We start from the raw sequence: 22,816 nt of genomic DNA, 5'->3' as shown, positions 1-22,816 counted from the left end.
GTTTGCGTTCTTGATTTGTTCCATGCGCGTGCTATCTTGGCCTCATGAGTCCAGCATCCTCACATGCTCTCAAGCACCCGCCGGTCACGGCGCCCTCCGAGCCGGCGGGTGCGGACTCTGATTTTCCCGAGCTTGGCGTCGCCATCGACCGCGCGCGCAGGCGAGGGCGGGGCGCGCAGTCCAATGCCAGCGGCCGCTATGAGGCCGAGGCGCGCGTCGCCTTCGACGATGGCTGGCAGAGCCTGGAGGAACTGCCGCCGTTCAAGACCACGGTCGGGATCGACACCTCGCGCAAGGTGATCACCCGCAACGAGTCCCCAGACATCGGCTTCGACCGCTCGATCAATCCCTATCGCGGCTGCGAGCACGGCTGCGTCTATTGCTTCGCGCGGCCGACGCACGCCTATCTCGGCCTGTCGCCGGGGCTCGACTTCGAGTCAAAACTGTTCGCCAAGCCCGAGGCGCCGGCGCTGCTCGAGAAGGAGCTCGCCGCGACCGGCTACGAGCCGCGAATGATCGCGATCGGCACCAACACCGATCCCTATCAGCCGATCGAGCGCGAGCGAAAGATCATGCGCGGCATTCTGGAGGTGCTGGAGCGCGCCGGCCATCCCCTCGGCATCGTCACCAAGTCGGCACTGGTGGTGCGCGACATCGACATTCTCGCGCGGATGGCCAAGCGCAATCTCGCCAAGGTCGCGATCTCGGTCACCTCGCTCGATCCGAAGCTGGCGCGCACCATGGAGCCGCGCGCCTCGACGCCGCCGAAGCGGCTGGAGGCGCTGAAGCAGCTCTCGGAGGCGGGCATTCCGACCACGGTGATGGTTGCGCCCGTGATTCCTGCGCTGAACGATTCCGAGATCGAGCGCATCCTCGATGCCGCCGCCCATGCCGGCGTCAAGGAAGCCTCCTATGTGCTGCTGCGACTGCCGCTGGAGGTGCGCGATCTCTTCCGCGAATGGCTGATGGCGAACTATCCGGATCGCTATCGTCACGTCTTCACGCTGATCCGCGACATGCGCGGCGGCCGCGACTACGATGCGAAATGGGGCGAGCGGATGAAGGGAACCGGCCCGATGGCCTGGACCATCGGCCGCCGCTTCGAGATCGCCTGCGAACGGCTCGGCCTCAACAAGCGGCGCTCCAAACTGACGACGGACCATTTTGCGAGGCCGAAGCGGAACGGCGATCAGCTCAGCCTGTTCTGATCGGGAAGTGGAAGAGGCCTAGCATGGTCAAGGAACTCACCGTCCCGGTGCCGCGGCTCACCGTCATTACGTTAGGTGTGAGCGACATCCGCGCCAGCATCGCCTTTTACGACGCGCTCGGTTTTTCGCGCCGGCTGAAGGCGACCGGCGAGGCCGTCGCCTTCTACGATACCGGTGGTCCGGTGATCGCCTTGTATCCGTGGGATCAGCTCGCGGCCGACGCGGCGTTGCCGGACAATCCGCGGCCGTCGGCCTTTCGCGGGATGACGCTCGCCTGGAACTGCCGGACGCACGAGGAGGTCGATGCGGTGCTGGCCTTCGCCCTCGGGAAGGGGGCCACCTTGCTGAAGGCGGCGCACGAAACCGATTATGGCGGCTATTCCGGCTATTTCACCGACCCCGACGGCCATCCCTGGGAGGTCGTGACCGCACCCGGCATCGATGTCGGCGAGGATCGGCGGGTACATCTGGGTAACTAAGCGGGTCCACTGAATAACGGGAATTGTTCGGGGTTCCCGGTTGCGCTGCCTAAGCCGCGTGCGCACGATCCCGCCCATGATTCGGGACAAGTCTGCCAAGAAGCCGGCCAAGAGTGCGCCGGAGAAGAGCGTGCCAGAGAAGGACGCCGCGAAAAAGGCTGCACCTGCCAAGGCGGCCAAAGCTCCGGCCGGCAAGAAAGGCATCATCGCCATCGCGGCGCCGAGCTTCCGCCGCGAGCGTGCGCTGATCAAGCGCGGCGTCTGGCCGGTCGCCGGTTGCGACGAGGCCGGCCGCGGACCGCTCGCCGGCCCCGTGGTGGCGGCAGCCGTGATTCTCGACCCCGACCGCATTCCCCGCGGCATCGACGATTCCAAGCGGCTGACGGCGGAGGAGCGCGAAAAGCTGTTCGACAAGATCTGCGCCACTGCGCAGGTCTCGGTCGCCGTCGCCTCGCCTTCCCGGATCGACCGCGACAACATCCTGCGCGCCTCGCTATGGGCGCTGAAGCGCGCGGTGGTGGCCCTGCCCGAACCGCCCAGACATGTCTTCGTTGACGGCCGCGACCGGCTCGACACGGAATGCGACTGCGAGGCCGTGATCGGCGGCGATGGCATCGTTCTGTCGATCGCCGCGGCCTCGATTGTCGCCAAGGTCACCCGCGACCGGCTGATGTGCGCGCTGGCGCAGGACTGCCCCGGCTACGGTTTCGAGCAGCACAAGGGCTACGCCGTCCCCGAACATCTCGATGCGCTCGACCGCCTCGGCCCCTCCATTCACCACCGCACCTTCTTCGCTCCCGTCGCCGCCGCCCGCGCCAAGCACATGCCCTGGACGGTCGAGCCGGTGCAGGACTTGTTTTCGGTGACCGAGGTCGAGGTGCAGGTGGACGCGAGCGTGGAGATCGATGCCTCCGCAAATCTCTAGGTGGTCCCTCTACAGCTTCCCATCCGTCATGGCCGGGCTTGACCCGGCCATCCGCGTCGTCTGCCCGCTCCGAACTACGTGGCTGCCCGGGACAAGCCCGGGCATGACGACCTGCGGCGGTTGCCACGACTCGCAGCGCCCTTTATCAAAACAGGTGTGAGCGAATAGGGCCGGCTGGACGGGTTGGCTGCATCTTTCGGACGTTGCATGCGGTTTACCTCACTGGTCATCGAGCTCATTCGCGCCCGACCGCGGCTGATCGTGTGGATCGCCGTGCTGCTGCAGGCCGCGATGTGGCTGTTCGTCGCGCTGGTGTTCTACCGCAGCCCGCCCGGCAGCCTTGCCACGTTGCTGGCCTTCGGCCGCGAATACCAGGTCGGCACCGATCTCGGCCCGCCTTTGCCGATCTGGCTGGCCGACATCGCCTATCGCGCCGCCGGCGGCCATATGCTGGGCGTCTATGTGCTCGCCCAGCTGTGTGAGATCGCGACCTTCATCGCGCTCTACCATCTCTCGCGCGCCGTGGTTGGTTCGCAGCAAGCGGTGCTCGCCGTGCTGCTGACCATGACGGTGCTGGCCTTCTCCTCGCCCGCGCTCGATTTCGGCCCCCTGGTGCTGGCGCGGCCGCTCTGGGCGCTGTTGCTGCTGCACTCCTGGCAGATCATCGGCCAACGCCGCGGCAATGCCTGGTTCGCCTGGTCGATCGAGGCCGGCCTCCTGTTGCTCACGACGCCGGCGGCGATCTTTCTCCTCCTGCTGCTGGTCGTGTTCGCGGTCGCGACCGCCGGCGGCCGCAGGACGCTGCGCGGGCTCGATCCGCTATTTGCGCTGATCGTCGTCGCCGTGCTGGCGCTGCCCTATGCGGTCTGGTTGATGCGTGCCGAGACGTTGACGATGCCGGCCTTGCCGCAGGTTTCGGAGCTCAACGCCCGCGCCCTGCACGCAGCCTGGCTGCTCGGTGGGCTCGTGCTCGGGGCGGCGGCGATCCCGGCACTGACCTTCCTCAACACCAGGCTGTTTGCCGGCAAAGGCGAAGAACCGCCGATCATTTATCGCCCGCGAGTCGAACCGCTGGCGCGCAATTTCGTCTATTTCTTCGCGCTCGCCCCTGCACTCGGCGCGGTGCTGGTCTCCGGCTCGCTGGGGCTCGAATCCGTCGTCGGCGGCGCCGGTGTCGTGCTGGTCATGTTGGGCCTTGCCGTGGTCGTTGCGGCCGGCGATCTCATCGCGATGCGTCGCGCGCGGATGCTGCGCATGGTATGGGCCGCTTCGGTCGTGGCGCCCGCCATTGGCGTCGTGCTCGCCGTCCTGCTCATGCCCTGGACCGGCACCGGCGAGATCGCGACCTCGATGCCGGCGCGTGCGATCTCGGATTTCTTCGACGAAAGCTTCGCCCGCCGCACCAACCATCGCCTGCGCGCGGTCGCCGGCGAGACCGAGCTTGCGAGCCTGATCACGCTACATTCGGGCCGGCCGCATCTCTTCATCGATGCCGACCCCGCGCGCACGCCGTGGATCAATCAGGTCAAGTTCAGCGAGACCGGCGGTGTCGTGGTCTGGCGCGCCTCCGACACCGCCGGCACCCCTCCGCCGGAGATCCTCAAGCGCTTCCCCGGCATCGTGCCGGAAGTGCCCCGCGCCTTCGAATGGCTGGTGACCGGCCGCCAGCAGCTGCTACGCATCGGCTGGGCCATTGTGCGGCCGAAGGGGAGCTGACGCTCGCTCTCTCCGTCGTCATTGCGAGGAGCTCTTGCGACGAAGCAATCCAGGATCTTTCCGCGGAGGCACTCTGGATTGCTTCGCTGCGCTCGCAATTGTGCAAGTTCACTAATTCGCTGATCGAATGGTTTAGGTCTGGGCCTCGGCAAATTCCTTCGGTGTCTTGCCGCCGAGGGCCTGATGGGGCCTGAAGTTATTGTAGTAGATCACGTACTCGAACAGCTCGTTGGCGAAGTGGTCCAGGTTATCGAAGGTTGCGCCTTCGATGACGTCGTCGTCCAGGTTTCGCCAGAAGCGTTCGACCTTGCCGTTGGTCTGCGGCCGGTAGGGTCTGGTGTAGCGATGCTTGATGCCGAGCTCGATCAGCATGGCCTCGAAGGGATGCTCTTCAGGCGTGTTGCGGGATGCGAACTCCGCGCCGTTGTCGGACAGGATCTCGGCAAACTGGATCCCATAGGTGACGTTGAGCGTGTTGATCATCTTCAAGGTCTTAAACATGACCGGCAGGGCCTTTTTTGAAGTCAGCACCTCGGCCCAGGCCAGGCGCGAGCAACTGTCGACCAGGCTGACGATAAAGGCGGGGCTTGAGGGGGGCGCCAGGAACATGTCGCGGGACAGCTGGTGCAGGTCGACATGGCCGAGCTCGCCGATCTTGTCCTTGATAATACGACGTTTCTCCTCGCGCATCGTCGGGGTGCGGCGGTTGAGCTGATTGCGTTTGAAGACCCGGTAGATGGTCGAGAGCGACGGTACCGTATCTCGCCGTTCGCGCAAGGCAGCGTGGACCTCGTACCGGTTCATGCCGCGCGTTCGGCAAGCAACGATCTCCGCCTCGATGCCTTGCGGCTCGCGGCGCTCGCGCCACTTCGGTCCGCGGCGTTGCGGCAACAGGTCAGCCTCCGCGCCGCTCCGCAGGTAGCGGTTGTAGTACTTCCGGAAGGTCTGCGAGCAGGTGCCGTGGTGCTTGTAGAAGTCTCCCACCCGGCGGAACGTCGCCGACCGCCCGGCCTTCACCTCCTCATACTCGGCGATCAGGAACCGCCACTTCTGAAGATAATTGCGCTCAATCGTCCGGTCGAAGCTGTTGTCGCGCATCGGATCCTCCACGCTGGGAACGGATTCGATCAGCGAATTAGTGAACTTGCACAGCAATGACGGGGAGGGAGCGTGCTGCCCTTACGCGCCCGCCAGCACCTTCGCGATCGCCCGCAGATCCTGCCAGGCTAGCCGCTTGTACGACGGCGAGCGCAGGAGATAAGCCGGGTGGAACGTCGGCAGCGCGCGGATGGTGCGCCCGCCCGTCTCGTACTCGAACCAGCGCCCGCGCGTGCGCATGATGCCTTCGCGCGTCGACAGCAGCGTCTGCGTTGAGGGATTGCCGAGCGTCACCAGCACATCCGGATTCACCAGCTCGATCTGGCGCTGGATGAAGGGCAGGCAGATCTGCGTCTCCTGCGGCGTCGGCGTGCGGTTGCCGGGCGGCCGCCAGGGAATGACGTTGGCGATGTAGGCGGTGGTACGGTTGAGGCCTATGGCTCCTATCATCAAATCGAGCAGCTTGCCGCTGCGCCCGACGAAGGGCAGCCCCTCGATGTCCTCGTCGCGGCCCGGCGCTTCGCCGACGAACATGATGCGCGCCTGTGGATTGCCGTCGGCGAACACCAGCCGCGTCGCGGTGTGTTTCAGCGCGCAGCCCTCGAAGCCTTGCATGAGTTCGCGCAGCGCCTCCAGCGTCGGCGCGGTGCGCGCTGCCTCACGCGCGGACGCGATCGCGACATCGGGTGCAGGTGCCGCCTCGCCGCGCATGACCGCCGGCGCGGCGACGGGCCGCGAAGCCTCGGCCGGCGGTGCCGCGCGCGGGGCCGGCGGCGGAGCATCCAATTCCGCCAGGCGGTCGATCGGTTCCTCCGCCAGCGCGCAATCGACCCCGGCCTCCAGATAGAAGGCGAGAAGCTCTCGGACGGTGGGTGCGGGCTCGGGGATCATTTGGAAAGTCTGACTATTAGTTCAGTTTAAGCCGCCTTGCATCCCAGCGAAATGCATTTCCGTGGTTGTCCTGCCCGGAAAAATCGGAAACAAGAGGGCGCAAACGACCTTAGAACGTCTCAAGGGCTGAGATCAGATGAGCACCGAAGAACTTCCTCCGCGCGAATCCATGGAATTCGACGTCGTCATCGTCGGCGCCGGCCCCTCGGGCCTCGCCGCGGCGATCCGGCTGAAGCAGCTCAACGCCGATCTCAATGTCGTCGTGGTGGAGAAGGGCTCCGAGGTCGGCGCCCACATCCTTTCCGGTGCGGTGATCGATCCGATCTCGCTCGACAAGCTGATGCCCGACTGGCGCGAGGATGCCGACTGTCCTCTGAAGACTGAGGTCAAGGACGACCACTTCTACTGGATGTTCGGCGACAACCGCATCAAGCTGCCGAACTTCGCGATGCCTTCGCTGATGGACAATCATCACTGCTACATCGGTTCGCTCGGCAATGTCTGCCGCTGGCTCGCGCCGAAGGCGGAAGCGCTCGGTGTCGAGATCTATCCGGGCTTTGCCGCGACTGAAGTGCTCTATGACGACAAGGGCGCGGTGCGGGGCATCGCAACCGGCGACATGGGCATCGCCAAGGACGGCACGCACAAGGATTCCTACACCCGCGGCATGGAGCTGCTCGGCAAGTACACGCTGTTCGCCGAGGGCGCGCGCGGCTCGTTGTCCAAGCAATTGATTGCGAAGTTCGCGCTCGACGCCAAGAGCGAGCCGCCGAAATTCGGCATCGGCCTGAAGGAAGTCTGGCAGATCGATCCGGCCAAACACAAGAAGGGCCTGATCCAGCACTCCTTCGGCTGGCCGCTCAACAATTCCACCGGCGGCGGCTCGTTCCTCTATCATTATGACGACAACCGCGTCGCGGTCGGCTTCGTCGTGCATCTCAACTACGACGATCCGTATCTGTCGCCGTTCGATGAATTCCAGCGCTTCAAGACCCATCCCTCGATCCGCGACGTGTTCGAAGGCGGCAAGCGTCTCGCCTATGGCGCGCGCGCCATCACCGAAGGCGGCTACCAATCGGTGCCGCGTTTGACCTTCCCGGGCGGTGCCCTGGTCGGTTGCGCCGCGGGCTTCGTCAACGTTCCTCGTATCAAGGGTGTTCACAACGCGATGGGCACCGGCATGCTCGCCGCCGAGCATGTCGTTGCCGCCCTCGCCGAAGGCCGCGCCAATGATGAGGTCGTCACCTACGAGAACGCCTGGCGCGATTCCGCTGTCGGCAAGGACCTCTTCAGGATCCGCAACGTCAAGCCGCTGTGGTCGAAGTTCGGCACTTTCCTGGGCGTTCCCCTTGGTGCGCTCGATATGTGGACCAATCAGCTGTTCGGTTTCTCGCTGTTCGGCACGCTGTCGCATGCCAAGCCCGATCGCGCCACGCTCGATCCGGCCAAGCAGCACGCTCCCAAGAACTACCCGAAGCCCGACGGCAAGATCTCGTTCGACAAGCTGTCCTCGGTGTTTCTGTCCAACACCAATCATGAGGAGGATCAGCCGGTCCATCTGAAGGTCACGGACATGAACCTCCAGAAGACTTCGGAGCACGACGTGTTCGCCGGTCCCTCGAACCGCTATTGTCCGGCCGGCGTCTATGAATGGGTCGAGGAGGGGACGAGTCCGCGCTTCCAGATCAATGCCCAGAATTGCGTCCACTGCAAAACCTGCGACGTGAAGGACCCCAACGGTAACATCACCTGGGTCCCCCCGGAGGGCGGCGGCGGCCCGAACTACGAGGCAATGTAAGCCGGGATCATCCAGCCAGGGTCTTGCGACCCGGCAATGTGACGCACGTTCGCGTGAGAACCGGACCGCAGAAGCGGTCCGCGGCCACGATAAGGCCATAGTACCGGCGTCTTGGGGCGCTGTTGGCGGATTCACTTGGCCGTTTTGGGGCGTGCGGCGGGGATCGCCGGGTGCGAATCCTTGCGGCGAAGCGCCAAAAGCGGCATTGTCGGCCTGACGGTTCCGGGTCCCGATGCCACCGGCCGCATTCGTATGCGATACGGCCTTCTGCTGCAAACCCAGGCACTACCAACTCAAGGCGAGCCCCGATGCTTTCAAATCGTTTCAACCGCTGGACTGCTGCCGCCATCGCCCTCATGGGCTCCGCGATCGTGGCGGTCCCCGGCGCGGTCCTGGCGCAGACGCCGGATCACCCGGAGAACACGGCGGCGCAGTTCCCGACCCGAAACGATCTGAAATCGCTCACCGGTGCCGGCAGCTATCTCGCCGCCCGCCACGCCAGCGTCGAGCGCGACGCAGCCTCGGCCGCCGCGTTCTACCGCTCGGCCCTGCGCACCGATCCGAAGAACAACGAACTGCTCGACCGTGCCTTCATCTCGTCGGTCGCCGACGGCGACATCGACGAGGCGGTCAAGCTCGCCGAGCGCATCCTCACCATCGACAAGACCAACCGCGTCGCGCGCCTCGTCGTCGGCGTGCATGATCTCAAGCTGAAGAAGTATGCGACGGCGCAAACCAACATCAACCAGTCGATCCGCGGTCCGATCACCGATCTCGTCGCCACGTTGCTGTCCGGCTGGGCCGCTTATGGTGCCGGCGATGCCAAGGGCGGTGTCGCGACCATCGACAAGCTCGCCGGTCCCGAATGGTATCCGCTGTTCAAGGACCTCCACGCCGGCATGATCCTCGAGCTCTCCGGCAAGGAGAAGGATGCCGGCACCCGCTTCGAGCGCGCCTACAAGCTCGACGATTCCATGCTGCGCGTCACCGAGGCCTATGCGCGCTGGCTGTCACGCAACAAGGACGCGGCCGCCGCGACCAATGTCTACCAGGCTTTCGACAAGAAGCTCGCGCGCCATCCGCTGATCGTGGAAGGCCTGCGCGACACCAAGGCCGGCAAGAAGCTGCCGCCGCTGGTCGATTCCGCACAGGCCGGCGCGGCCGAAGCGCTCTACGGCATCGGCGCTACGCTGACCCGCCGCGGCGGCGAGGATCTGGCGCTGGTCTATCTCCAGCTCTCGCTCTATTTGCAGCCGACCCATCCGCTGGCGCTGCTCTCGCTCGCCGATCTCTATGAATCGGTGAAGCGGCCGCAGATGGCGATCAAGGTCTATGAGCGCGTGCCGGCGACGTCGCCGCTGAAGCGCAATGCGCAGATCCAGCTCGCGATCGACCTCGATTCCGCCGACCGTACCGACGAGGCGATCAAGATCCTCAAGGGCGTCACCACCGACGATGCCAAGGATCTCGAAGCCATCATGGCGCTCGGCAATATCGAGCGCGGACGCAAGAAGTTCGGCGATTGCGGCGCGACCTATTCGCGCGGCATCGAGGTGCTGCCCGCCGGCAACGACAAGGCCAACAGCGTCTGGTACTATTATCGCGGCATCTGCGAGGAGCGCTCCAAGGAGTGGAGCAAGGCCGAAGCCGACATGAAGAAGGCGCTCGAGCTGCAGCCCGACCAGCCCCACGTCCTCAACTATCTCGGCTATTCCTGGATCGACCAGGGCGTGAATCTCGACGAAGGCATGAAGATGATCAAGCGCGCCGTCGAGCAGCGTCCCGACGACGGCTACATCGTCGACTCCCTCGGCTGGGCCTATTACCGTATCGGCAATTACGAGGAGGCGGTGAAGAACCTCGAGCGTGCGATCGATCTCAAGCCCGAGGATCCCACCATTAACGACCACCTCGGCGACGCCTATTGGCGCGTCGGCCGGACGCTGGAAGCAAAATTCCAGTGGTCGCATGCGCGCGATCTCAAGCCCGAGCCGGAAGAACTGCCGAAGATCGAGGCCAAGATCGCCAACGGGCTGCCCGACGATTCGAACTCTTCCGCGGCGCAGGCCGAGAAGAAGAAGGACGACGGCAAGGGCGGCTGAGCTGAGTGAAGTTGGGGGCGTGTCGCCGATGTCGGCGTTGATTGAAGAGGGGCGGGCGAAGGTCAATCTGAGCCTTCGCGTCGTCGGTCGTCGTGCCGACGGCTATCATGATCTCGAAAGCGTGGTCGCGTTTGCCGATTGCGCCGACCGGCTCACGCTGGAGCCGGGCGGCGAGCTCAAGCTCGCCACCACCGGTCCGCTGGCCGCGGCCTGCGGCGATACCGCCGACAATCTCGTGTTTAGGGCTGCCAAGCTCCTGGCCGAGGCCGTGCCGGGCCTGAAGCTGGGCGCCTTCGCGCTCGACAAGGTGCTCCCCGTCGCGGCCGGCATCGGCGGTGGCTCGGCGGATGCCGCGGCGGCGCTGCGGCTCCTGGCGCGTCTCAACGATTTGCCGCTCGATGATCCCCGCCTCCAGAAGGTCGCGCTTGCGACCGGCGCGGACGTGCCGGTGTGCCTCGCCTCGCGCGCCTGCGACATGACCGGCGTCGGCGAGCAGCTGTTGCCGCTCGCGCTGCCGAGCATGCCCTGCGTCATGGTCAATCCGCGCGTGCCGGTCGCGACCAAGGACGTGTTCCAGGCGCTGGGCCTGCGCCACGGCGAACTCCTGGTCGGCGTCACCGACGTTATCCGTGCCCCGGCCTGGCCGGAGGAGGGCGCCTCCATCACCGATTGGGTCGAGGTTCTCGAAACCGTGCCCAACGATCTCGAAGCGCCTGCGCTACGCATCGAGCCTGTGATCGGCGAGGTGCTGGAAGCCTTGCGCGATTCCGCCGGCGTCAAGCTCGCCCGCATGTCGGGCTCGGGTGCGACGTGCTTTGCCATCTATGGCGCGCCGGCCGAAGCCCATGCCGCCGCCGAAAAGATCCGGCGCGATCGCCCCGGCTGGTGGGTGCATGCGGGGACGTTGAGCTAGGACTTTCGCGAAGAAGGTGCCGTAGGGTGGGCAAAGGCGCAACAGCGCCGTGCCCACCATGCATCGGTGTCACGCGTTCGAAATGGTGGGCACGCTTCGCTTTGCCCGCCCTACGGCAGCGGGGCTAACCTGCGCCGTCCTCGGCCAAACCCAAAAACCGCCGGATCTCACCCAGCACCTCTTGCGGCTTGTCATGCTGCAGCCAGTGTCCGGCTCCGGCGATGGTCTCGATGCGCGCTTGTTGGAAATACCGCTCCAGGCCCGCAGCCCGGGCGCCGGCAAGAAAACTTTCGCCGGCATTGAGCAGCAGCGTCGGGCAGACGATGCGTGACCACAGCGCGACGTGATCGTCCGGCCAGAGCCGGTGCGGCGCGCTGGCGCGCTGATAGGGATCGAACTTCCAGCTATAGGTGCCGTCCTCGTTCCGCCGCGCGCCATGCGTGGCGAGATGCAGTGCGAGGTCGCGGGTGAGCCGCTTGTTGTGAAGCACCATCTGCGCCGCTGCGTCCTCGAGGGTCGAATAGCGGCGCGGGGTGCGGTCGTGCAGCTTGTCGAGCTGGGCCACCCACTTGCCGATGCGCTCATGCGCCGGCGGTTTTGGCGTATCCGGCAACATGGTCACGCCGTCGAGAACGACGAGCTTGGAGACGAGCTCGGGGAATGATCCTGAAAAGATCAGGCTCACCATGCCGCCCATCGAATGGCCGATAAGCGTGACCTGAGGCGCTGCGATGGTGCGGACGAGCTGGGCAAGATCGTACACATATTCCGTCAGCGCGTAACTGCCGCCGCGGGTCCAGTCGGAATCGCCGTGTCCGCGCAGGTCGGGTGCGATCACGTGGAAATGCGGCTGCAAGGATCGGGCAATGACGTCCCAGCTCCGGCAATGATCGCGCCCGCCGTGAACCAGGATGGCTAACGGCGCGTTCTCGTTGCCCCAATCGGCATAATGCAGCCGCAGGCCATGCGCTTCATAGAAGCGGCTTTGCGGAGTGAGCATCGTGGCGCTAGCCATTTGCCGGCCGCCGCGCCAGCGCAAGCGAAAGGCCGAGGCCGGCGATGAAGACGCCGGAGCCCTGCGTGAGACACCGCATCAGATGCGGCCGTCCGATCAGCTGCGCGCGCGTCGCGGAGGCTATCAGCACCACCACGACGTCGGCGAGCGTGTTCAGCGCGACCGAGATCGCGCCGAGCATGATGAACTGCAGCGTGGGGTTCGATCCCGCGGGATCGAGGAACTGCGGAATGAAGGCGAGGAAGAACGCCGCGGTCTTCGGGTTCAGCGCCTCGACCAGCACGCCGTCGCGGAACGCGCGCTTGTCGCCGACGGGCTCGCTCTCCAGCGACAGCACCCGGCCGGCGTTGCGGAACGTCTTGATGCCGAGCCAGACCAGATACAGCGCGCCGATGAATTTCACGGTAGCGAACAACTCGGCACTGGCCAGGATGATCGCGGAGATGCCGAGGCTGCCCGCGACCGCATGAACCAATCCACCCAGCGCCGTGCCCGCGGTCGACGCAAAGCCGCTGCCGCGTCCGTCCGACAAGGTCCGCGCCGCGACGTAGAAGATGCCGGGGCCTGGAACGGCGGCGATGAGGAAAGCGGCGGCCAGGAACAGCCAGAAATTCGTTTCAATCATCCTGTTTTCGTAGCGAAGCGCGGCACGATTGCAAGGCCTCTTGTTCATCCCATCCGGCGGAAGATCACGCTGGCATTCACCCCGCCGAAGCCGAACCCGTTGGAGATGGCATGCTGAATCGGCATCGGCCGCGCGGCCCCGGCGACGATGTCGATGCCGTCAGCGCCTGGATCAGGATTTTCGAGATTGAGCGTCGGCGGCGCGATCTGGTCGCGCAACGCAAGAACTGTGAAGATCGCTTCCAGGCCCCCGGCGGCGCCGAGCAGATGGCCGGTGGCTGATTTGGTTGCGCTGACGGCAATGCCGCGGTTGCGGCCGAACAGCGCGGCGATGGCGCCAAGCTCGCTCTCGTCGCCGGCTGGCGTCGAGGTCGCATGCGCGTTGAGGTGCTGCACATCTGCGGGCGCGAGGCTCGCCTGCCGGAGCGCGATCTCCATGGCGCGGCGGGCGCCGTCGCCGTCGGGAGGACCTGACGTCATGTGATAGGCATCCGCGGTCGTGCCGTAGCCGGTGATCTCCGCGATCGGCGTCGCGCCGCGCGCGAGCGCATGCTCGAGATCCTCGATCACAAGGATGCCGGCGCCTTCGCCCATGACAAAACCATCGCGGTCGCGATCGAATGGGCGCGAGGCGCGAGCGGGCGCGTCGTTGAAGCCGCTCGACAGCGCGCGAGCTGCTGCAAAGCCGCCGAGGCTGACGATATCGATGCAGGCCTCCGCGCCGCCGCAGATCGCGACATCGGTCTCGCCGACGTGGATCATCCGCGCGGCATCGCCGATCGCCTGGACGCCGGCGGCACACGCCGTCACCGGTGTGCCCAGCGCACCCTTGTAGCCGTACTTGATCGAGACGTGGCCGGCGGCAAGATTGGCGAGGAACGAGGGGATCGTGAATGGCGAGAGCCGGCGGGCACCGCGCTGCTCGGTGATGCGCACCGCCTCTGCCATCGCCGGAAAGCCGCCGACGCCGGAGGCGATGATCGTCGCGGTGCGCTCCAGCGCGGCCGTATCCTGTGGCGTCCATTTGGCCTGCGCGACCGCTTCTGCCGTGGCGAGCAGCGCGAACAGGATGAAGCGGTCCATCTTGCGCTGGTCTTTTGGCGCGGCCGCCTGTGCGGGATCGAAGCCGCCCGCGACGTCACCGGCCTTGTCAGGCACGAGCCCTGCAATCCGCGCCGGCAGCACCTGCGCCCATTCGGGCAGCGGCCGCAGTCCGCTTTGCCCGGCGAGCAGTCGGCGCCAGGACAATTCGACACCGCAGCCGAGCGGCGACACTGCGCCCATTCCCGTCACGACGATACGACGCATGTCAATCTCCAGCCGGCGCGACGGCCGGGTTCATCGCTTTGAGCGAAGCGAGCCGCGCGCGCATCCCGCGGCTGGCGCGCGGCCCGGGAATCGCGATCGTATTGGCGAGCGTGATCGGACGCATGTCGGCGGCGTCGACCACGACCGGATCGAACGGACGAGCGTCACTCCGGTTCGCCAGCAGGATGGATTCGCCCTTCGGAGCGAGATGCTTGTTGCCCCAGGCGAGCAGCGCGACGATGACGGGGAAGAAGTCCCGTGCCTTGTCCGTCAGCACATATTCGTAGCGCGGTGGGCGCTCATGATAGCGGCGGCGGCCGAACATGCCGCTCTTGGTGAGATGGGCAAGCCGCCGCGACAGGATGTTCGGCGCGATGCCGAGGCTTTGCTGGAACTCGTCGAACTTCGTCGCCCCCTGAAACGCATCGCGCAGGATCAAAATGCTCCACCATTCGCCGACCGTCTCCACGGCGCGGCCAACCGGGCATTCCAGGATGGAGGGGGATTTCGGTTGCATGGCGGGAAGTTAGAGAAGTAACTTGCAAAATGCAAGTGAGTGGGGTGAGCGGTGGATCCGGGCTCGGCGACAGGAGAGATTGCGAAGCTGTTGCTGCGGTTTGAAGTGTAAATTGTAGAACGATGGCCGTGCGTCATATTCCGTCATTGCGAGCGCAGCGAAGCAATCCAGGCTGTTTCCGCGGAGGGATTCTGGATTGCTTCGCTGCGCTCGCAATGACGATGTGGGAGCGTTGTGGCGCTATCTCACCAGTGTCGTCCCGGCGAACGCCGGGACCCATAACCACAGGGAGTGATTTGGGGCAGGCCGGTCGTTATCGGTACTCGCACCCGTGACCTATCGATAGATCACGCGGTATGGGTCCCGGCGTTCGCCGGGACGACGCCGGTGGTGTGGCGAGCACTTGCGCTGAAACGCGAAAGCCTTAATGCGACCGGGCCAGGCAGAACGCCACGACCTGCTCCAGCGCGCTCTTCATCGGCGAGGACGGGAACAGCGCCAGCGCGTCGACGGCCATGGCGCCGTAGTGCTGGGCGCGGCTCAGCGTGTCCTCGAGCGCGCGGTGCTTGTTCATCAACCCGATGGCGTGGTCGAGATCGGAATCGCCGATCTCGCCGCGCTCCAGCGCCCGGATCCAGAAGGCGCGCTCGGTGTCGTTGCCGCGGCGGAAGGCGAGCACGACGGGGAGGGTGATCTTGCCCTCGCGGAAATCGTCGCCGGTGTTCTTGCCGAGTTTTGCGCTCTTGCCGCCATAGTCGAGCACGTCGTCGACGAGCTGGAAGGCGATGCCGAGATTCATGCCGACCGAGCGGCAGGCGGTCTGCTCCGCCTTCGGCCGGTTGGCGATCACGGGGCCGACCTCGCAGGCCGCCGCGAACAGTTCGGCGGTCTTGCCGCGGATCACGGCGAGATATTCGTCCTCGGTGGTCGCGGTGTTCTTGGCGGCCGCAAGCTGCATCACCTCGCCCTCGGCGATGGTGGCGGCGGCCGCGGAGAGGATGTCGAGCGCGCGCAGCGAGCCAACCTCGACCATCATGCGGAAGGCCTGGCCGAGCAGGAAGTCGCCGACCAGCACGCTCGCCTCGTTGCCCCAGAGCATGCGTGCCGACAGCTTGCCGCGGCGCATCTCGCTCTCGTCGACGACGTCGTCATGGAGCAGGGTGGCGGTGTGCATGAATTCGACGGAGGCGGCGAGCTTGATGTGGCCGTCGCCGGTGTAGCCGGCGAGGTTGGCCATGGCGAGCGTCAGCATCGGCCGCAGGCGCTTGCCTCCGGAGGAGATCAGATGGTTGGCGACCTCCGGGATCATGGTCACGTCCGAACCGGTCCGCGACAGGATCGTGGCGTTGACGCGCTCCATGTCTCCGGCGACAAGGGCAACCAGCTCTTCGATCGACGCGCCGGGAGTTTCGAAAGGTACAATGACGGCCACGCCGGTCTCCAATATTTGCCCCGGAAGGGCTATTCTGATGGAAATACAATAGAAACTGGCAGCGGATGCGGCAAGTGCTGCGGAACCATTGACATTTGCCGCTTCCCCCTTTTCCAGGCAGGAGACCCGCGTTTTGCGTGAACTGGTTCGGACCAACGACATGGTGCTGGTGTCGGCGATCGGCGCGCTGCTCGACGGTGCCAACATCCATCATCTGGTGCTGGACCAGAACATGAGCATCATCGAGGGCTCACTCGGCATCTTGCCGCGGCGGATTCTGGTCCATGAGGATGACGCCGTCGAAGCCCGCCAGCTGCTCACTGAGGCCGGCCTCAGCCACGAACTGCGCGGCGATGATTGACGCGCCGGCAGACATCACCGAGGACGCCTTTCTCGGCGGGCAGCTGCGGCTGAAGCAGAAGCGGTCCGGCCATCGCGCTGGTCACGACGCCATCCTGCTCGCGGCGGCGACGGAAGCCAGGGCGGGCGATCGCGTGGTCGATCTCGGCGCCGGCATCGGCGCGGCAGGCCTCGCGCTCGCCCGGCGCGTGGCTGGCTTGAGGCTCGGCTTAGTCGAGATCGATCCGGATCTGGCGGAGCTCGCACGCGCCAATGCGGCGGCGAATGTGATTGCCGCCGAGACGATCGTGCTCGACGTCGCGGCCGATGCGCAGGCGTTTGCGGCAAATGGCCTCGTGCCTGACAGCGTCGACGTGGTGTTGATGAATCCGCCCTTCAACGATCCCGCTCGGCATCGCGGTTCGCCAGATCAGGCGCGCCACGCCGCCCATGTTGCGAGCGAGGAGACGCTGCATGCCTGGGTGCATGCAGCACGGCGCATCCTCCGATCGAACGGTGTGCTGACGCTGATATGGCGCGCAGATGGGATAGCGGACGTTCTGGCCGCGCTGTCACGCGGCTTCGGCAGCCTGTCGATCCTGCCGGTTCACGGTGAGGCGGGACGACCCGCGATTCGCGTACTGGTGCGCGCGGTGAAAGGCGGCCGGGCCCCGACGCGCGTGTTGCCCGGGCTCATGCTCAACGAGGAGGCAGGCGTGCCTAAAAAAAAGGTGAAGGAGATTCTGGAGGGGAGGGCGGTCTTGCCGCTGGCCGAGCCGTGACGACTTACTGCGGCAGCGATTCCGACTGCTGCTCTTGCGGAGTCGTCAGACGGATCGCCATGAACAGCGCACCGATCAGCAGCATAAGCAAATAGACTTTCATGGCGTTCTCCGCTGCCTCATTGCAGCCTTCTAACGGAAAATCTGCAAAACACGTTCCAGGCACTTCCAATGACAGTCGCGTGATAAGAAATGATTAAGCAGAGGTAACGGCATGGCCGAAAAATTGAACGATGGTGAGAGTTCCGGCCTGGCCGACAAGCTCATGCAATATCTGCCGGCGCGCTTCCGTCCCGGCACGGCGGTGGTGCCGGTGGTGCGGCTGTCCGGCGTCATCGGCGCGGTGACGCCGCTGCGCCCCGGCATGACACTCGCGGGCGTCGCGCGGGTGCTGGAGCGGGCGTTTTCATATCGGAACGCCAAGGCGGTGGCGCTGGTGATCAACTCGCCCGGCGGCTCGCCGGTGCAGTCGCGCCAGATATTCTTACGTATCAAGCAGCTTGCGGCGGAGAAAAAGCTGAAGGTTATGGTGTTCGTCGAGGACGTCGCGGCCTCCGGCGGCTACATGATCGCCTGCGCAGGCGACGAGATCATCTGCGATCCCTCCTCGATCCTCGGCTCGATCGGCGTGGTCGGCGGCAGTTTTGGTTTCCAGGAGGCGATCAGGCGGCTCGGCATCGAGCGGCGCCTGTACACCGCCGGCGCGCACAAGGCGATGCTCGACCCGTTCCTCCCGGAAAACCCCGATGACGTCGCCAAGTTGAAGACGATCCAGCGCGAGATCCACCAGATCTTCATCTCGCTGGTGAAGGAGAGCCGCGGCACGCGGCTGAAGGGCGACGACGACACGCTATTCACGGGAGAATACTGGGCCGGGGAAAGCGCGATCGCGCTGGGGCTGGCCGACGGCATCGGCGATCTCCGCTCAACTCTTCGTGCCCGCTACGGTGAGAAGGTTCTCACCCCCGTGATTGCGCAGCCGACCGGGCTGCTGTCCGGCTTTCTGGGACGGAAATCGCCCGGAGCTGGGCAGCTTTCGGCCCTGGAATCAGTGGCCGGCCTTCCGGATGAGCTGATCTCGGCGGTCGAGACGCGGGCGATTTGGGCGAAATTCGGGTTCTAGGCGGCACCCTCCCGCGCCATTTGGCCCGAGGCCTGCCGATTGCGGCGCAAGTCCATCTGCGCAACAATGCGCGTGGGGGCTGAGCACTAGACAAGGATCGACCGATGCCGCCGTTCGTCGCTTTCGCGGGCGTGTTGGGCGGGCTTGCCGTGGTCCGCTGGGCCTACAAGACCGCTGTCCGGATCAACCAGGAGCTGGAGGAGATGCGCTTGTCGCGCGTCGCCGAAGCCGCCCATATGGGGGACATCCAGACGCTGAAACGTGACCCCGTGACCGGAGCCTATCGCCCGGGTTAGTCGCCGCAGTCGTCATGCCCGGGCTTGTCCCGGGCATCCATGTTCTTTGTACCACGTGGCTAGACGTGGATGGCCGGGACAAGCCCGGCCATGACGGAGAACGGGCCTGCTTTTGCCCCCTTTGCCTTGATTCCCATCCCCGCCGTCGATACGGTCCCGCGCGATTCAAAACCCCCGCGAGAGCCTGATCTGACGATGGACGCCTCATTGCCCGCCCATATGCGCCCGGAACGCTCGTTCCAGGGCTTCATCCTCGCGCTCCAGCGGTTCTGGGCCGAGCAGGGCTGCGTGATTTTGCAGCCCTACGACATGGAGATGGGCGCGGGCACCTTCCATCCGGCCACCACCCTGCGCGCGCTCGGGCCAAAGCCCTGGAACGCCGCCTATGTGCAGCCCTCGCGTCGGCCCAAGGACGGCCGCTATGGCGAGAATCCGAACCGGATGCAGCACTATTACCAGTTCCAGGTGATCATGAAGCCGTCGCCGCCGAACCTTCAGGAGCTGTACCTGAAGTCGCTCGCCGCGATCGGCATCGATTCCGCCGTGCACGACATCCGCTTCGTCGAGGACGATTGGGAGAGCCCGACGCTGGGCGCCTGGGGCCTCGGCTGGGAGTGCTGGTGCGACGGCATGGAAGTGAGCCAGTTCACCTATTTTCAGCAGGTCGCGGGCTTCGAATGCGCGCCCGTCGCGGGCGAGCTCACCTATGGGCTCGAGCGCCTCGCGATGTATGTGCAGGGCGTCGACCGCGTCTACGACCTCAACTTCAACGGCCGCGAGGGCGATCAGAAGGTCACCTATGGTGACGTCTTCCTGCAAGCCGAGCAGGAATATTCGCGGCATAACTTCGAATATGCCGACACCGCGATGTTGTTCGAGCAGTTCAAGATGGCCGAAGCGGCCTGCCGGAAATATCTCGACGCAGGCTGGCGCGAAGGCGGTAACCAGAAGCAGCATCTGATGGCGCTGCCCGCCTATGACCAGTGCATCAAGGCGAGCCACGTCTTCAACCTGCTCGACGCCCGCGGCGTGATCTCCGTGACCGAGCGGCAGAGCTACATTCTTCGCGTGCGCGAGCTGGCAAAGGCCTGCGGCGAGGCCTGGATCCACACTGAAGCGGGCGGAGCGGCCTGATGCCCGATCTTTTGCTTGAACTGTTCTCGGAAGAAATCCCCGCGCGCATGCAGGCGAAGGCGGCCGACGATCTGCGCCGCATGGTCACCGACAAGCTCGTCGCCGAAGGGCTCGTCTACGAGGGCGCGAAAGCGTTCGCGACGCCGCGCCGCCTGGCGCTCACCGTGCACGGAATCCCTGCGCGCCAGCCTGATCTCAAGACCGAGCGCCGCGGCCCGAAAGTCGGCGCGCCCGATGCAGCCGTGCAGGGCTTCCTGAAGGCGACAGGTCTCAGCTCGCTCGATGAAGCCAAGATCCAGCGCGACCCGAAGGGCGACTTCTATATCGCGTTGATCGAGAAGCCCGGCCGCGATGCGATCGACGTGCTCGCGGAAATTCTGCCCGTCATCATCCGCACCTTCCCGTGGCCGAAATCGATGCGATGGGGTGCGCGCTCCGGCAAGCCCGGCTCGCTGAGCTGGGTGCGTCCGCTGCACGCGATCACCGCGACGTTCGGGCCCGAGACCGAAGAGCCCGATGTCGTGAAGTTCGAGGTCGACGGCATCGAGACCGGCCAGACCACCTACGGCCATCGCTTCATGGCGCCGGACGCAATCAGCGTGCGCCGGTTCGAGGACTATGAGGCGAAGCTGAAGGCCGCCAAGGTCATTCTCGATCCGCAGGCGCGCAAGGACATCATCTTCGCCGATGCCAAGGAATTGACCTTCGCACAAGGGTTCGAACTGGTCGAGGATCAGGTGCTGCTGGACGAAGTGTCCGGCCTCGTCGAATGGCCTGTCGTCATGATGGGATCGTTCGAGGAGGAATATCTCGCGATCCCCGAAGAGGTGATCCGCGCCACCATCCGCAACAACCAGAAATGTTTCGTCGTCAGGGATTCCAAGACAGGGAAGCTAACCAACAAGTTCGTCCTCACCGCCAATATCGAGGCGGCCGACGGCGGCAAGGTCATCGTATCAGGCAACGAGCGCGTGATCCGTCCGCGCCTGTCGGATGCGAAGTTCTTCTATGAGACGGACCTGAAGACCAAGCTCGAGGATCGTCTGCCGAAGTTCGAGCAGATCGTGTTCCACGAGAAGCTCGGCACCCAGGCATCGCGCATCAAGCGCATCGAGCGTCTCGCCGCCGAGATCGCGCCGCTGGTCGGCGCCGACGTCGCCAAGGCGACGCGCGCTGCGCATCTGGCGAAGGCGGATTTGCTCACCGAGGTCGTCGGTGAATTCCCCGAGGTGCAAGGCCTGATGGGCAGGTACTACGCGCTGGCCCAGGGCGAGGACGGTTCCGTCGCCGCAGCCTGCGAGGAGCACTACAAGCCGCAAGGGCCCACCGATCGCGTGCCGACCGATCCGATCAGCGTTGCGGTTGCGCTGGCGGACAAGATCGACACGCTCGTTGGTTTCTGGGCGATCGACGAGAAGCCGACGGGATCGAAGGACCCGTATGCGCTGCGTCGCGCGGCGCTGGGTGTGATCCGACTGATTGCCGACAACGCGTTGCGTCTGTCGCTCGTGAAGGTGGCGGCGTCCGCACTCGCCGGCTTGTCGGTCAAGCCTGCCGATGCCCAGAAGCTTCCGAGCGATCTGCTCGCCTTTTTCGCCGACCGCCTGAAAGTCCAGCTCCGCGAGCAGGGCGCGCGGCACGATCTCGTTGATGCCGTGTTTGCGCTCGGCGGCCAGGACGATCTGCTCATGATCGTTCGACGTGTCGAAGCGCTCGGAAAGTTCCTCGACAGCGACGACGGCAAGAACCTGCTCGCCGGCACCAAGCGCGCCAGCAACATCCTCTCGATCGAGGAGAAGAAGGACAAGCGCACATTCGAGGGCGCACCGGATACTGCGCTCTACAACCTCAACGAGGAAAAGGCGCTGGCGAAGGCGATCGGCGAGGTGAAGGCGGAAGCAAGCGCCGCCGTTGCCAAGGAGGACTTTGCGGCCGCGATGAGCGCGATGGCAAAGCTGCGTCCGCCGGTCGATGCGTTCTTCGACAAGGTTCGCGTCAACGACGACAATGCTAAGGTGCGCGAGAACCGCCTGAAGCTGCTGGGCGAGATCCGCAGCGCGACGCGTGCGGTGGCGGATTTCTCGAAGATCCAGGATTGAGGGCGCGGTCGCGCGGCAAATACCGCCGTCATTCCGGGGCGCGCCACTTGGCGCGAGCCCGGAATCCATTTTTCCTCATCACGCGCGGCGCGATGGATTCCGGGTTCGCGCTTCGCGCGCCTCGGAATGACGGGCCAAAAAAAGCCCCGCCCGGCGGGGGGAGAACCGGGCGGGGCCTGATGTCCGATTAACACTGCTCGCGCCAGCCTGATTGATTTGACGCGCCGGACATCTAGTCCATCAACACTAGTCCAGCACCTCGACGATACGGCGCGAGCGCGGCTCGACCAACACGGTCTCGCCGTTCACGACGGTGTAGCGATAGGTGGTGGCGCCGAAACGTTGCGGCACGTCATAATAGGTGACGCCGCTTTCGGGTAAGGTGGCGCCGACCACTACGCGATCCGGAATACGGAAGGCCGGCACACGTTGTTCGACGACATATTCGCGGAAGGCCGGCCGCTGGTCGGTCGCAATACTCGGGGCACTATCGACCACGGCGGGCGCGCGGCCGACGGTAACGCCGCTTTGCGCCTGCGCCGCAAGAGGCGAGCCGATCGCGGCCGCGAGCGCTGCAAGAGCAAGAATCCTGTTCCGCATGGACAACTCCTTCGACGTGATTATTCGGATGCGCCAGTGGCGCGATCGGGTTGCCAATGCATGCACCCTTCGCAATGTTCCGGGAAAAGCCCTGCCGCATCAGCGGCAATTTCGGGCAATTTTCGCGGAGCAGGGAACTTGCATTGGGCTTACGCGTCTCCACTCGCGGAACCGGCGCCGCTATGATCCGCCCGCGATTCGTCCACCTCCACAGAAAGAAGATTCATGCACATCACCGTCGCCCACATTTCGCCGATCCTGTCGTTGATTGCGGGCGTGCTCATCCTGATCATGCCGCGGCTCCTCAATCTGATCGTCGCGATCTTCCTCATCGTGAATGGCGCGATCGGGCTCGGGCTCCTGAAGTGGCTCCGCTTCTAGGCGTTCACTTTTCGGAACTGTCCGACTTGCGCGGGC

Annotated in this window: 22 protein-coding genes; 14 read left to right on the top strand and 8 right to left on the bottom strand. The window is 65.1% G+C overall.

From position 1 onward, the window contains the following. Nucleotides 1-44 precede the first annotated feature (44 nt). The 4 genes from NLM27_RS22630 to NLM27_RS22615 all read left to right on the top strand — a co-directional run bounded on the left by NLM27_RS22630 (nucleotide 45) and on the right by NLM27_RS22615 (nucleotide 4,328). Entirely contained in the window at nucleotides 45-1,208 is a 1,164-nt protein-coding gene (locus NLM27_RS22630) for a PA0069 family radical SAM protein (protein WP_254145424.1), read from the top strand. Nucleotides 1,209-1,231: 23 nt separating this feature from the next. Beyond that, complete coding sequence (locus NLM27_RS22625; protein ID WP_254145423.1) at nucleotides 1,232-1,687, top strand: VOC family protein; 456 nt, start codon at nucleotides 1,232-1,234, stop codon at nucleotides 1,685-1,687. A gap of 76 nt (nucleotides 1,688-1,763) precedes the next feature. Then, on the top strand, nucleotides 1,764-2,612 hold the full coding sequence (locus tag NLM27_RS22620; protein ID WP_254145422.1) for a ribonuclease HII: 849 nt from the start codon (nucleotides 1,764-1,766) through the stop codon (nucleotides 2,610-2,612). Nucleotides 2,613-2,819: 207 nt separating this feature from the next. Beyond that, complete coding sequence (locus NLM27_RS22615; RefSeq protein WP_254145421.1) at nucleotides 2,820-4,328, top strand: glycosyltransferase family 39 protein; 1,509 nt, start codon at nucleotides 2,820-2,822, stop codon at nucleotides 4,326-4,328. Between the two features lie 132 nt (nucleotides 4,329-4,460). Here the strand turns inward: NLM27_RS22615 and NLM27_RS22610 are convergent, their stop codons facing one another. Both NLM27_RS22610 and NLM27_RS22605 read right to left on the bottom strand, forming a co-directional pair. Further along, the gene (locus NLM27_RS22610) at nucleotides 4,461-5,426 is read right to left on the bottom strand and encodes an integrase core domain-containing protein (RefSeq protein ID WP_254144930.1); all 966 of its coding nucleotides are present in this window, start codon (nucleotides 5,424-5,426) and stop codon (nucleotides 4,461-4,463) included. 81 nt (nucleotides 5,427-5,507) lie between these two features. After that, entirely contained in the window at nucleotides 5,508-6,317 is an 810-nt protein-coding gene (locus tag NLM27_RS22605; RefSeq protein WP_254145420.1) for a uracil-DNA glycosylase family protein, read from the bottom strand. A 136-nt stretch (nucleotides 6,318-6,453) separates the two neighbouring features. On the opposite strand from NLM27_RS22605, the gene NLM27_RS22600 reads away from it, so the two are divergent. The 3 genes from NLM27_RS22600 (at nucleotide 6,454) to NLM27_RS22590 (ending at nucleotide 11,130) form a co-directional block, all read left to right on the top strand. Next, nucleotides 6,454-8,115, top strand: coding sequence for an electron transfer flavoprotein-ubiquinone oxidoreductase (locus NLM27_RS22600; RefSeq protein WP_254145419.1), 1,662 nt, complete (start codon nucleotides 6,454-6,456; stop codon nucleotides 8,113-8,115). Nucleotides 8,116-8,423: 308 nt separating this feature from the next. Beyond that, the gene (locus NLM27_RS22595) at nucleotides 8,424-10,217 is read left to right on the top strand and encodes a tetratricopeptide repeat protein (protein ID WP_254145418.1); all 1,794 of its coding nucleotides are present in this window, start codon (nucleotides 8,424-8,426) and stop codon (nucleotides 10,215-10,217) included. A gap of 28 nt (nucleotides 10,218-10,245) precedes the next feature. Further along, nucleotides 10,246-11,130 (top strand): 4-(cytidine 5'-diphospho)-2-C-methyl-D-erythritol kinase, encoded by an 885-nt coding sequence (locus tag NLM27_RS22590; RefSeq protein ID WP_254145417.1) that lies wholly within the window; start codon nucleotides 10,246-10,248, stop codon nucleotides 11,128-11,130. 124 nt (nucleotides 11,131-11,254) lie between these two features. Here the strand turns inward: NLM27_RS22590 and NLM27_RS22585 are convergent, their stop codons facing one another. The 5 genes from NLM27_RS22585 to NLM27_RS22565 form a co-directional block, all read right to left on the bottom strand. Continuing rightward, nucleotides 11,255-12,145, bottom strand: a complete 891-nt coding sequence (locus NLM27_RS22585; protein WP_254145416.1) for an alpha/beta fold hydrolase — start codon at nucleotides 12,143-12,145, stop codon at nucleotides 11,255-11,257. Further along, nucleotides 12,138-12,770, bottom strand: a complete 633-nt coding sequence (locus NLM27_RS22580; RefSeq protein WP_254145415.1) for a LysE family translocator — start codon at nucleotides 12,768-12,770, stop codon at nucleotides 12,138-12,140. The genes NLM27_RS22585 and NLM27_RS22580 overlap by 8 nt, the downstream gene beginning before the upstream one ends. 44 nt (nucleotides 12,771-12,814) lie before the next feature. Beyond that, nucleotides 12,815-14,077 (bottom strand): beta-ketoacyl-ACP synthase II, encoded by a 1,263-nt coding sequence (fabF, locus tag NLM27_RS22575; RefSeq protein WP_254145414.1) that lies wholly within the window; start codon nucleotides 14,075-14,077, stop codon nucleotides 12,815-12,817. Between the two features lies 1 nt (nucleotide 14,078). After that, on the bottom strand, nucleotides 14,079-14,594 hold the full coding sequence (locus NLM27_RS22570) for a helix-turn-helix domain-containing protein (protein ID WP_254145413.1): 516 nt from the start codon (nucleotides 14,592-14,594) through the stop codon (nucleotides 14,079-14,081). Nucleotides 14,595-15,018: 424 nt separating this feature from the next. Further along, nucleotides 15,019-16,026 (bottom strand): polyprenyl synthetase family protein, encoded by a 1,008-nt coding sequence (locus tag NLM27_RS22565; RefSeq protein WP_130220833.1) that lies wholly within the window; start codon nucleotides 16,024-16,026, stop codon nucleotides 15,019-15,021. Nucleotides 16,027-16,159: 133 nt separating this feature from the next. Between NLM27_RS22565 and NLM27_RS22560 the strand changes: the two genes are divergently transcribed. The 6 genes from NLM27_RS22560 to glyS all read left to right on the top strand — a co-directional run bounded on the left by NLM27_RS22560 (nucleotide 16,160) and on the right by glyS (nucleotide 21,799). Further along, nucleotides 16,160-16,387: a DUF2007 domain-containing protein gene (locus NLM27_RS22560; RefSeq protein ID WP_166817884.1), complete on the top strand. Its 228-nt coding sequence runs from the start codon at nucleotides 16,160-16,162 to the stop codon at nucleotides 16,385-16,387. Then, nucleotides 16,380-17,147, top strand: coding sequence for a tRNA1(Val) (adenine(37)-N6)-methyltransferase (locus NLM27_RS22555; protein ID WP_254145412.1), 768 nt, complete (start codon nucleotides 16,380-16,382; stop codon nucleotides 17,145-17,147). The genes NLM27_RS22560 and NLM27_RS22555 overlap by 8 nt, the downstream gene beginning before the upstream one ends. A gap of 214 nt (nucleotides 17,148-17,361) precedes the next feature. After that, nucleotides 17,362-18,270, top strand: a complete 909-nt coding sequence (locus tag NLM27_RS22550) for a S49 family peptidase (RefSeq protein ID WP_254145411.1) — start codon at nucleotides 17,362-17,364, stop codon at nucleotides 18,268-18,270. Between the two features lie 104 nt (nucleotides 18,271-18,374). Continuing rightward, nucleotides 18,375-18,566: a hypothetical protein gene (locus NLM27_RS22545; RefSeq protein ID WP_027558178.1), complete on the top strand. Its 192-nt coding sequence runs from the start codon at nucleotides 18,375-18,377 to the stop codon at nucleotides 18,564-18,566. Between the two features lie 195 nt (nucleotides 18,567-18,761). Beyond that, entirely contained in the window at nucleotides 18,762-19,700 is a 939-nt protein-coding gene (locus tag NLM27_RS22540; RefSeq protein WP_254145410.1) for a glycine--tRNA ligase subunit alpha, read from the top strand. After that, a complete protein-coding gene (gene glyS / locus NLM27_RS22535) occupies nucleotides 19,700-21,799 on the top strand; it encodes a glycine--tRNA ligase subunit beta (protein WP_254145409.1) in 2,100 nt (699 codons plus the stop codon). The genes NLM27_RS22540 and glyS overlap by 1 nt, the downstream gene beginning before the upstream one ends. A gap of 246 nt (nucleotides 21,800-22,045) precedes the next feature. Here the strand turns inward: glyS and NLM27_RS22530 are convergent, their stop codons facing one another. Beyond that, entirely contained in the window at nucleotides 22,046-22,399 is a 354-nt protein-coding gene (locus NLM27_RS22530) for a DUF1236 domain-containing protein (RefSeq protein WP_254145408.1), read from the bottom strand. Nucleotides 22,400-22,624: 225 nt separating this feature from the next. Here NLM27_RS22530 and NLM27_RS22525 point away from each other — a divergent pair, with 225 nt between their 5' ends. Beyond that, nucleotides 22,625-22,780, top strand: coding sequence for a DUF3096 domain-containing protein (locus tag NLM27_RS22525; protein WP_008562090.1), 156 nt, complete (start codon nucleotides 22,625-22,627; stop codon nucleotides 22,778-22,780). Nucleotides 22,781-22,816 lie beyond the last annotated feature (36 nt).

Source organism: Bradyrhizobium sp. CCGB12 (genome assembly GCF_024199845.1).
GTDB lineage: Bacteria > Pseudomonadota > Alphaproteobacteria > Rhizobiales > Xanthobacteraceae > Bradyrhizobium.
The sequence above is the reverse complement of the archived record's forward strand: the minus strand, read 5'-3'. Positions and strand labels throughout refer to the sequence as shown.

Bases quoted from the DNA above. Each gene is read 5' to 3' on its own strand.
- NLM27_RS22545 (WP_027558178.1), top strand. From the start codon at position 18,375: ATGCCGCCGTTCGTCGCTTTCGCGGGCGTGTTGGGCGGGCTTGCCGTG.
- NLM27_RS22525 (WP_008562090.1), top strand. From the start codon at position 22,625: ATGCACATCACCGTCGCCCACATTTCGCCGATCCTGTCGTTGATTGCG.
- NLM27_RS22630 (WP_254145424.1), top strand. From the start codon at position 45: ATGAGTCCAGCATCCTCACATGCTCTCAAGCACCCGCCGGTCACGGCG.
- NLM27_RS22590 (WP_254145417.1), top strand. From the start codon at position 10,246: ATGTCGGCGTTGATTGAAGAGGGGCGGGCGAAGGTCAATCTGAGCCTT.
- NLM27_RS22530 (WP_254145408.1), bottom strand. From the start codon at position 22,399: ATGCGGAACAGGATTCTTGCTCTTGCAGCGCTCGCGGCCGCGATCGGC.
- NLM27_RS22585 (WP_254145416.1), bottom strand. From the start codon at position 12,145: ATGGCTAGCGCCACGATGCTCACTCCGCAAAGCCGCTTCTATGAAGCG.
- NLM27_RS22540 (WP_254145410.1), top strand. From the start codon at position 18,762: ATGGACGCCTCATTGCCCGCCCATATGCGCCCGGAACGCTCGTTCCAG.
- NLM27_RS22580 (WP_254145415.1), bottom strand. From the start codon at position 12,770: ATGATTGAAACGAATTTCTGGCTGTTCCTGGCCGCCGCTTTCCTCATC.
- NLM27_RS22570 (WP_254145413.1), bottom strand. From the start codon at position 14,594: ATGCAACCGAAATCCCCCTCCATCCTGGAATGCCCGGTTGGCCGCGCC.
- NLM27_RS22615 (WP_254145421.1), top strand. From the start codon at position 2,820: ATGCGGTTTACCTCACTGGTCATCGAGCTCATTCGCGCCCGACCGCGG.
- NLM27_RS22610 (WP_254144930.1), bottom strand. From the start codon at position 5,426: ATGCGCGACAACAGCTTCGACCGGACGATTGAGCGCAATTATCTTCAG.
- NLM27_RS22605 (WP_254145420.1), bottom strand. From the start codon at position 6,317: ATGATCCCCGAGCCCGCACCCACCGTCCGAGAGCTTCTCGCCTTCTAT.
- NLM27_RS22550 (WP_254145411.1), top strand. From the start codon at position 17,362: ATGGCCGAAAAATTGAACGATGGTGAGAGTTCCGGCCTGGCCGACAAG.
- NLM27_RS22600 (WP_254145419.1), top strand. From the start codon at position 6,454: ATGAGCACCGAAGAACTTCCTCCGCGCGAATCCATGGAATTCGACGTC.
- NLM27_RS22620 (WP_254145422.1), top strand. From the start codon at position 1,764: ATGATTCGGGACAAGTCTGCCAAGAAGCCGGCCAAGAGTGCGCCGGAG.
- NLM27_RS22625 (WP_254145423.1), top strand. From the start codon at position 1,232: ATGGTCAAGGAACTCACCGTCCCGGTGCCGCGGCTCACCGTCATTACG.
- glyS (WP_254145409.1), top strand. From the start codon at position 19,700: ATGCCCGATCTTTTGCTTGAACTGTTCTCGGAAGAAATCCCCGCGCGC.
- fabF (WP_254145414.1), bottom strand. From the start codon at position 14,077: ATGCGTCGTATCGTCGTGACGGGAATGGGCGCAGTGTCGCCGCTCGGC.
- NLM27_RS22595 (WP_254145418.1), top strand. From the start codon at position 8,424: ATGCTTTCAAATCGTTTCAACCGCTGGACTGCTGCCGCCATCGCCCTC.
- NLM27_RS22555 (WP_254145412.1), top strand. From the start codon at position 16,380: ATGATTGACGCGCCGGCAGACATCACCGAGGACGCCTTTCTCGGCGGG.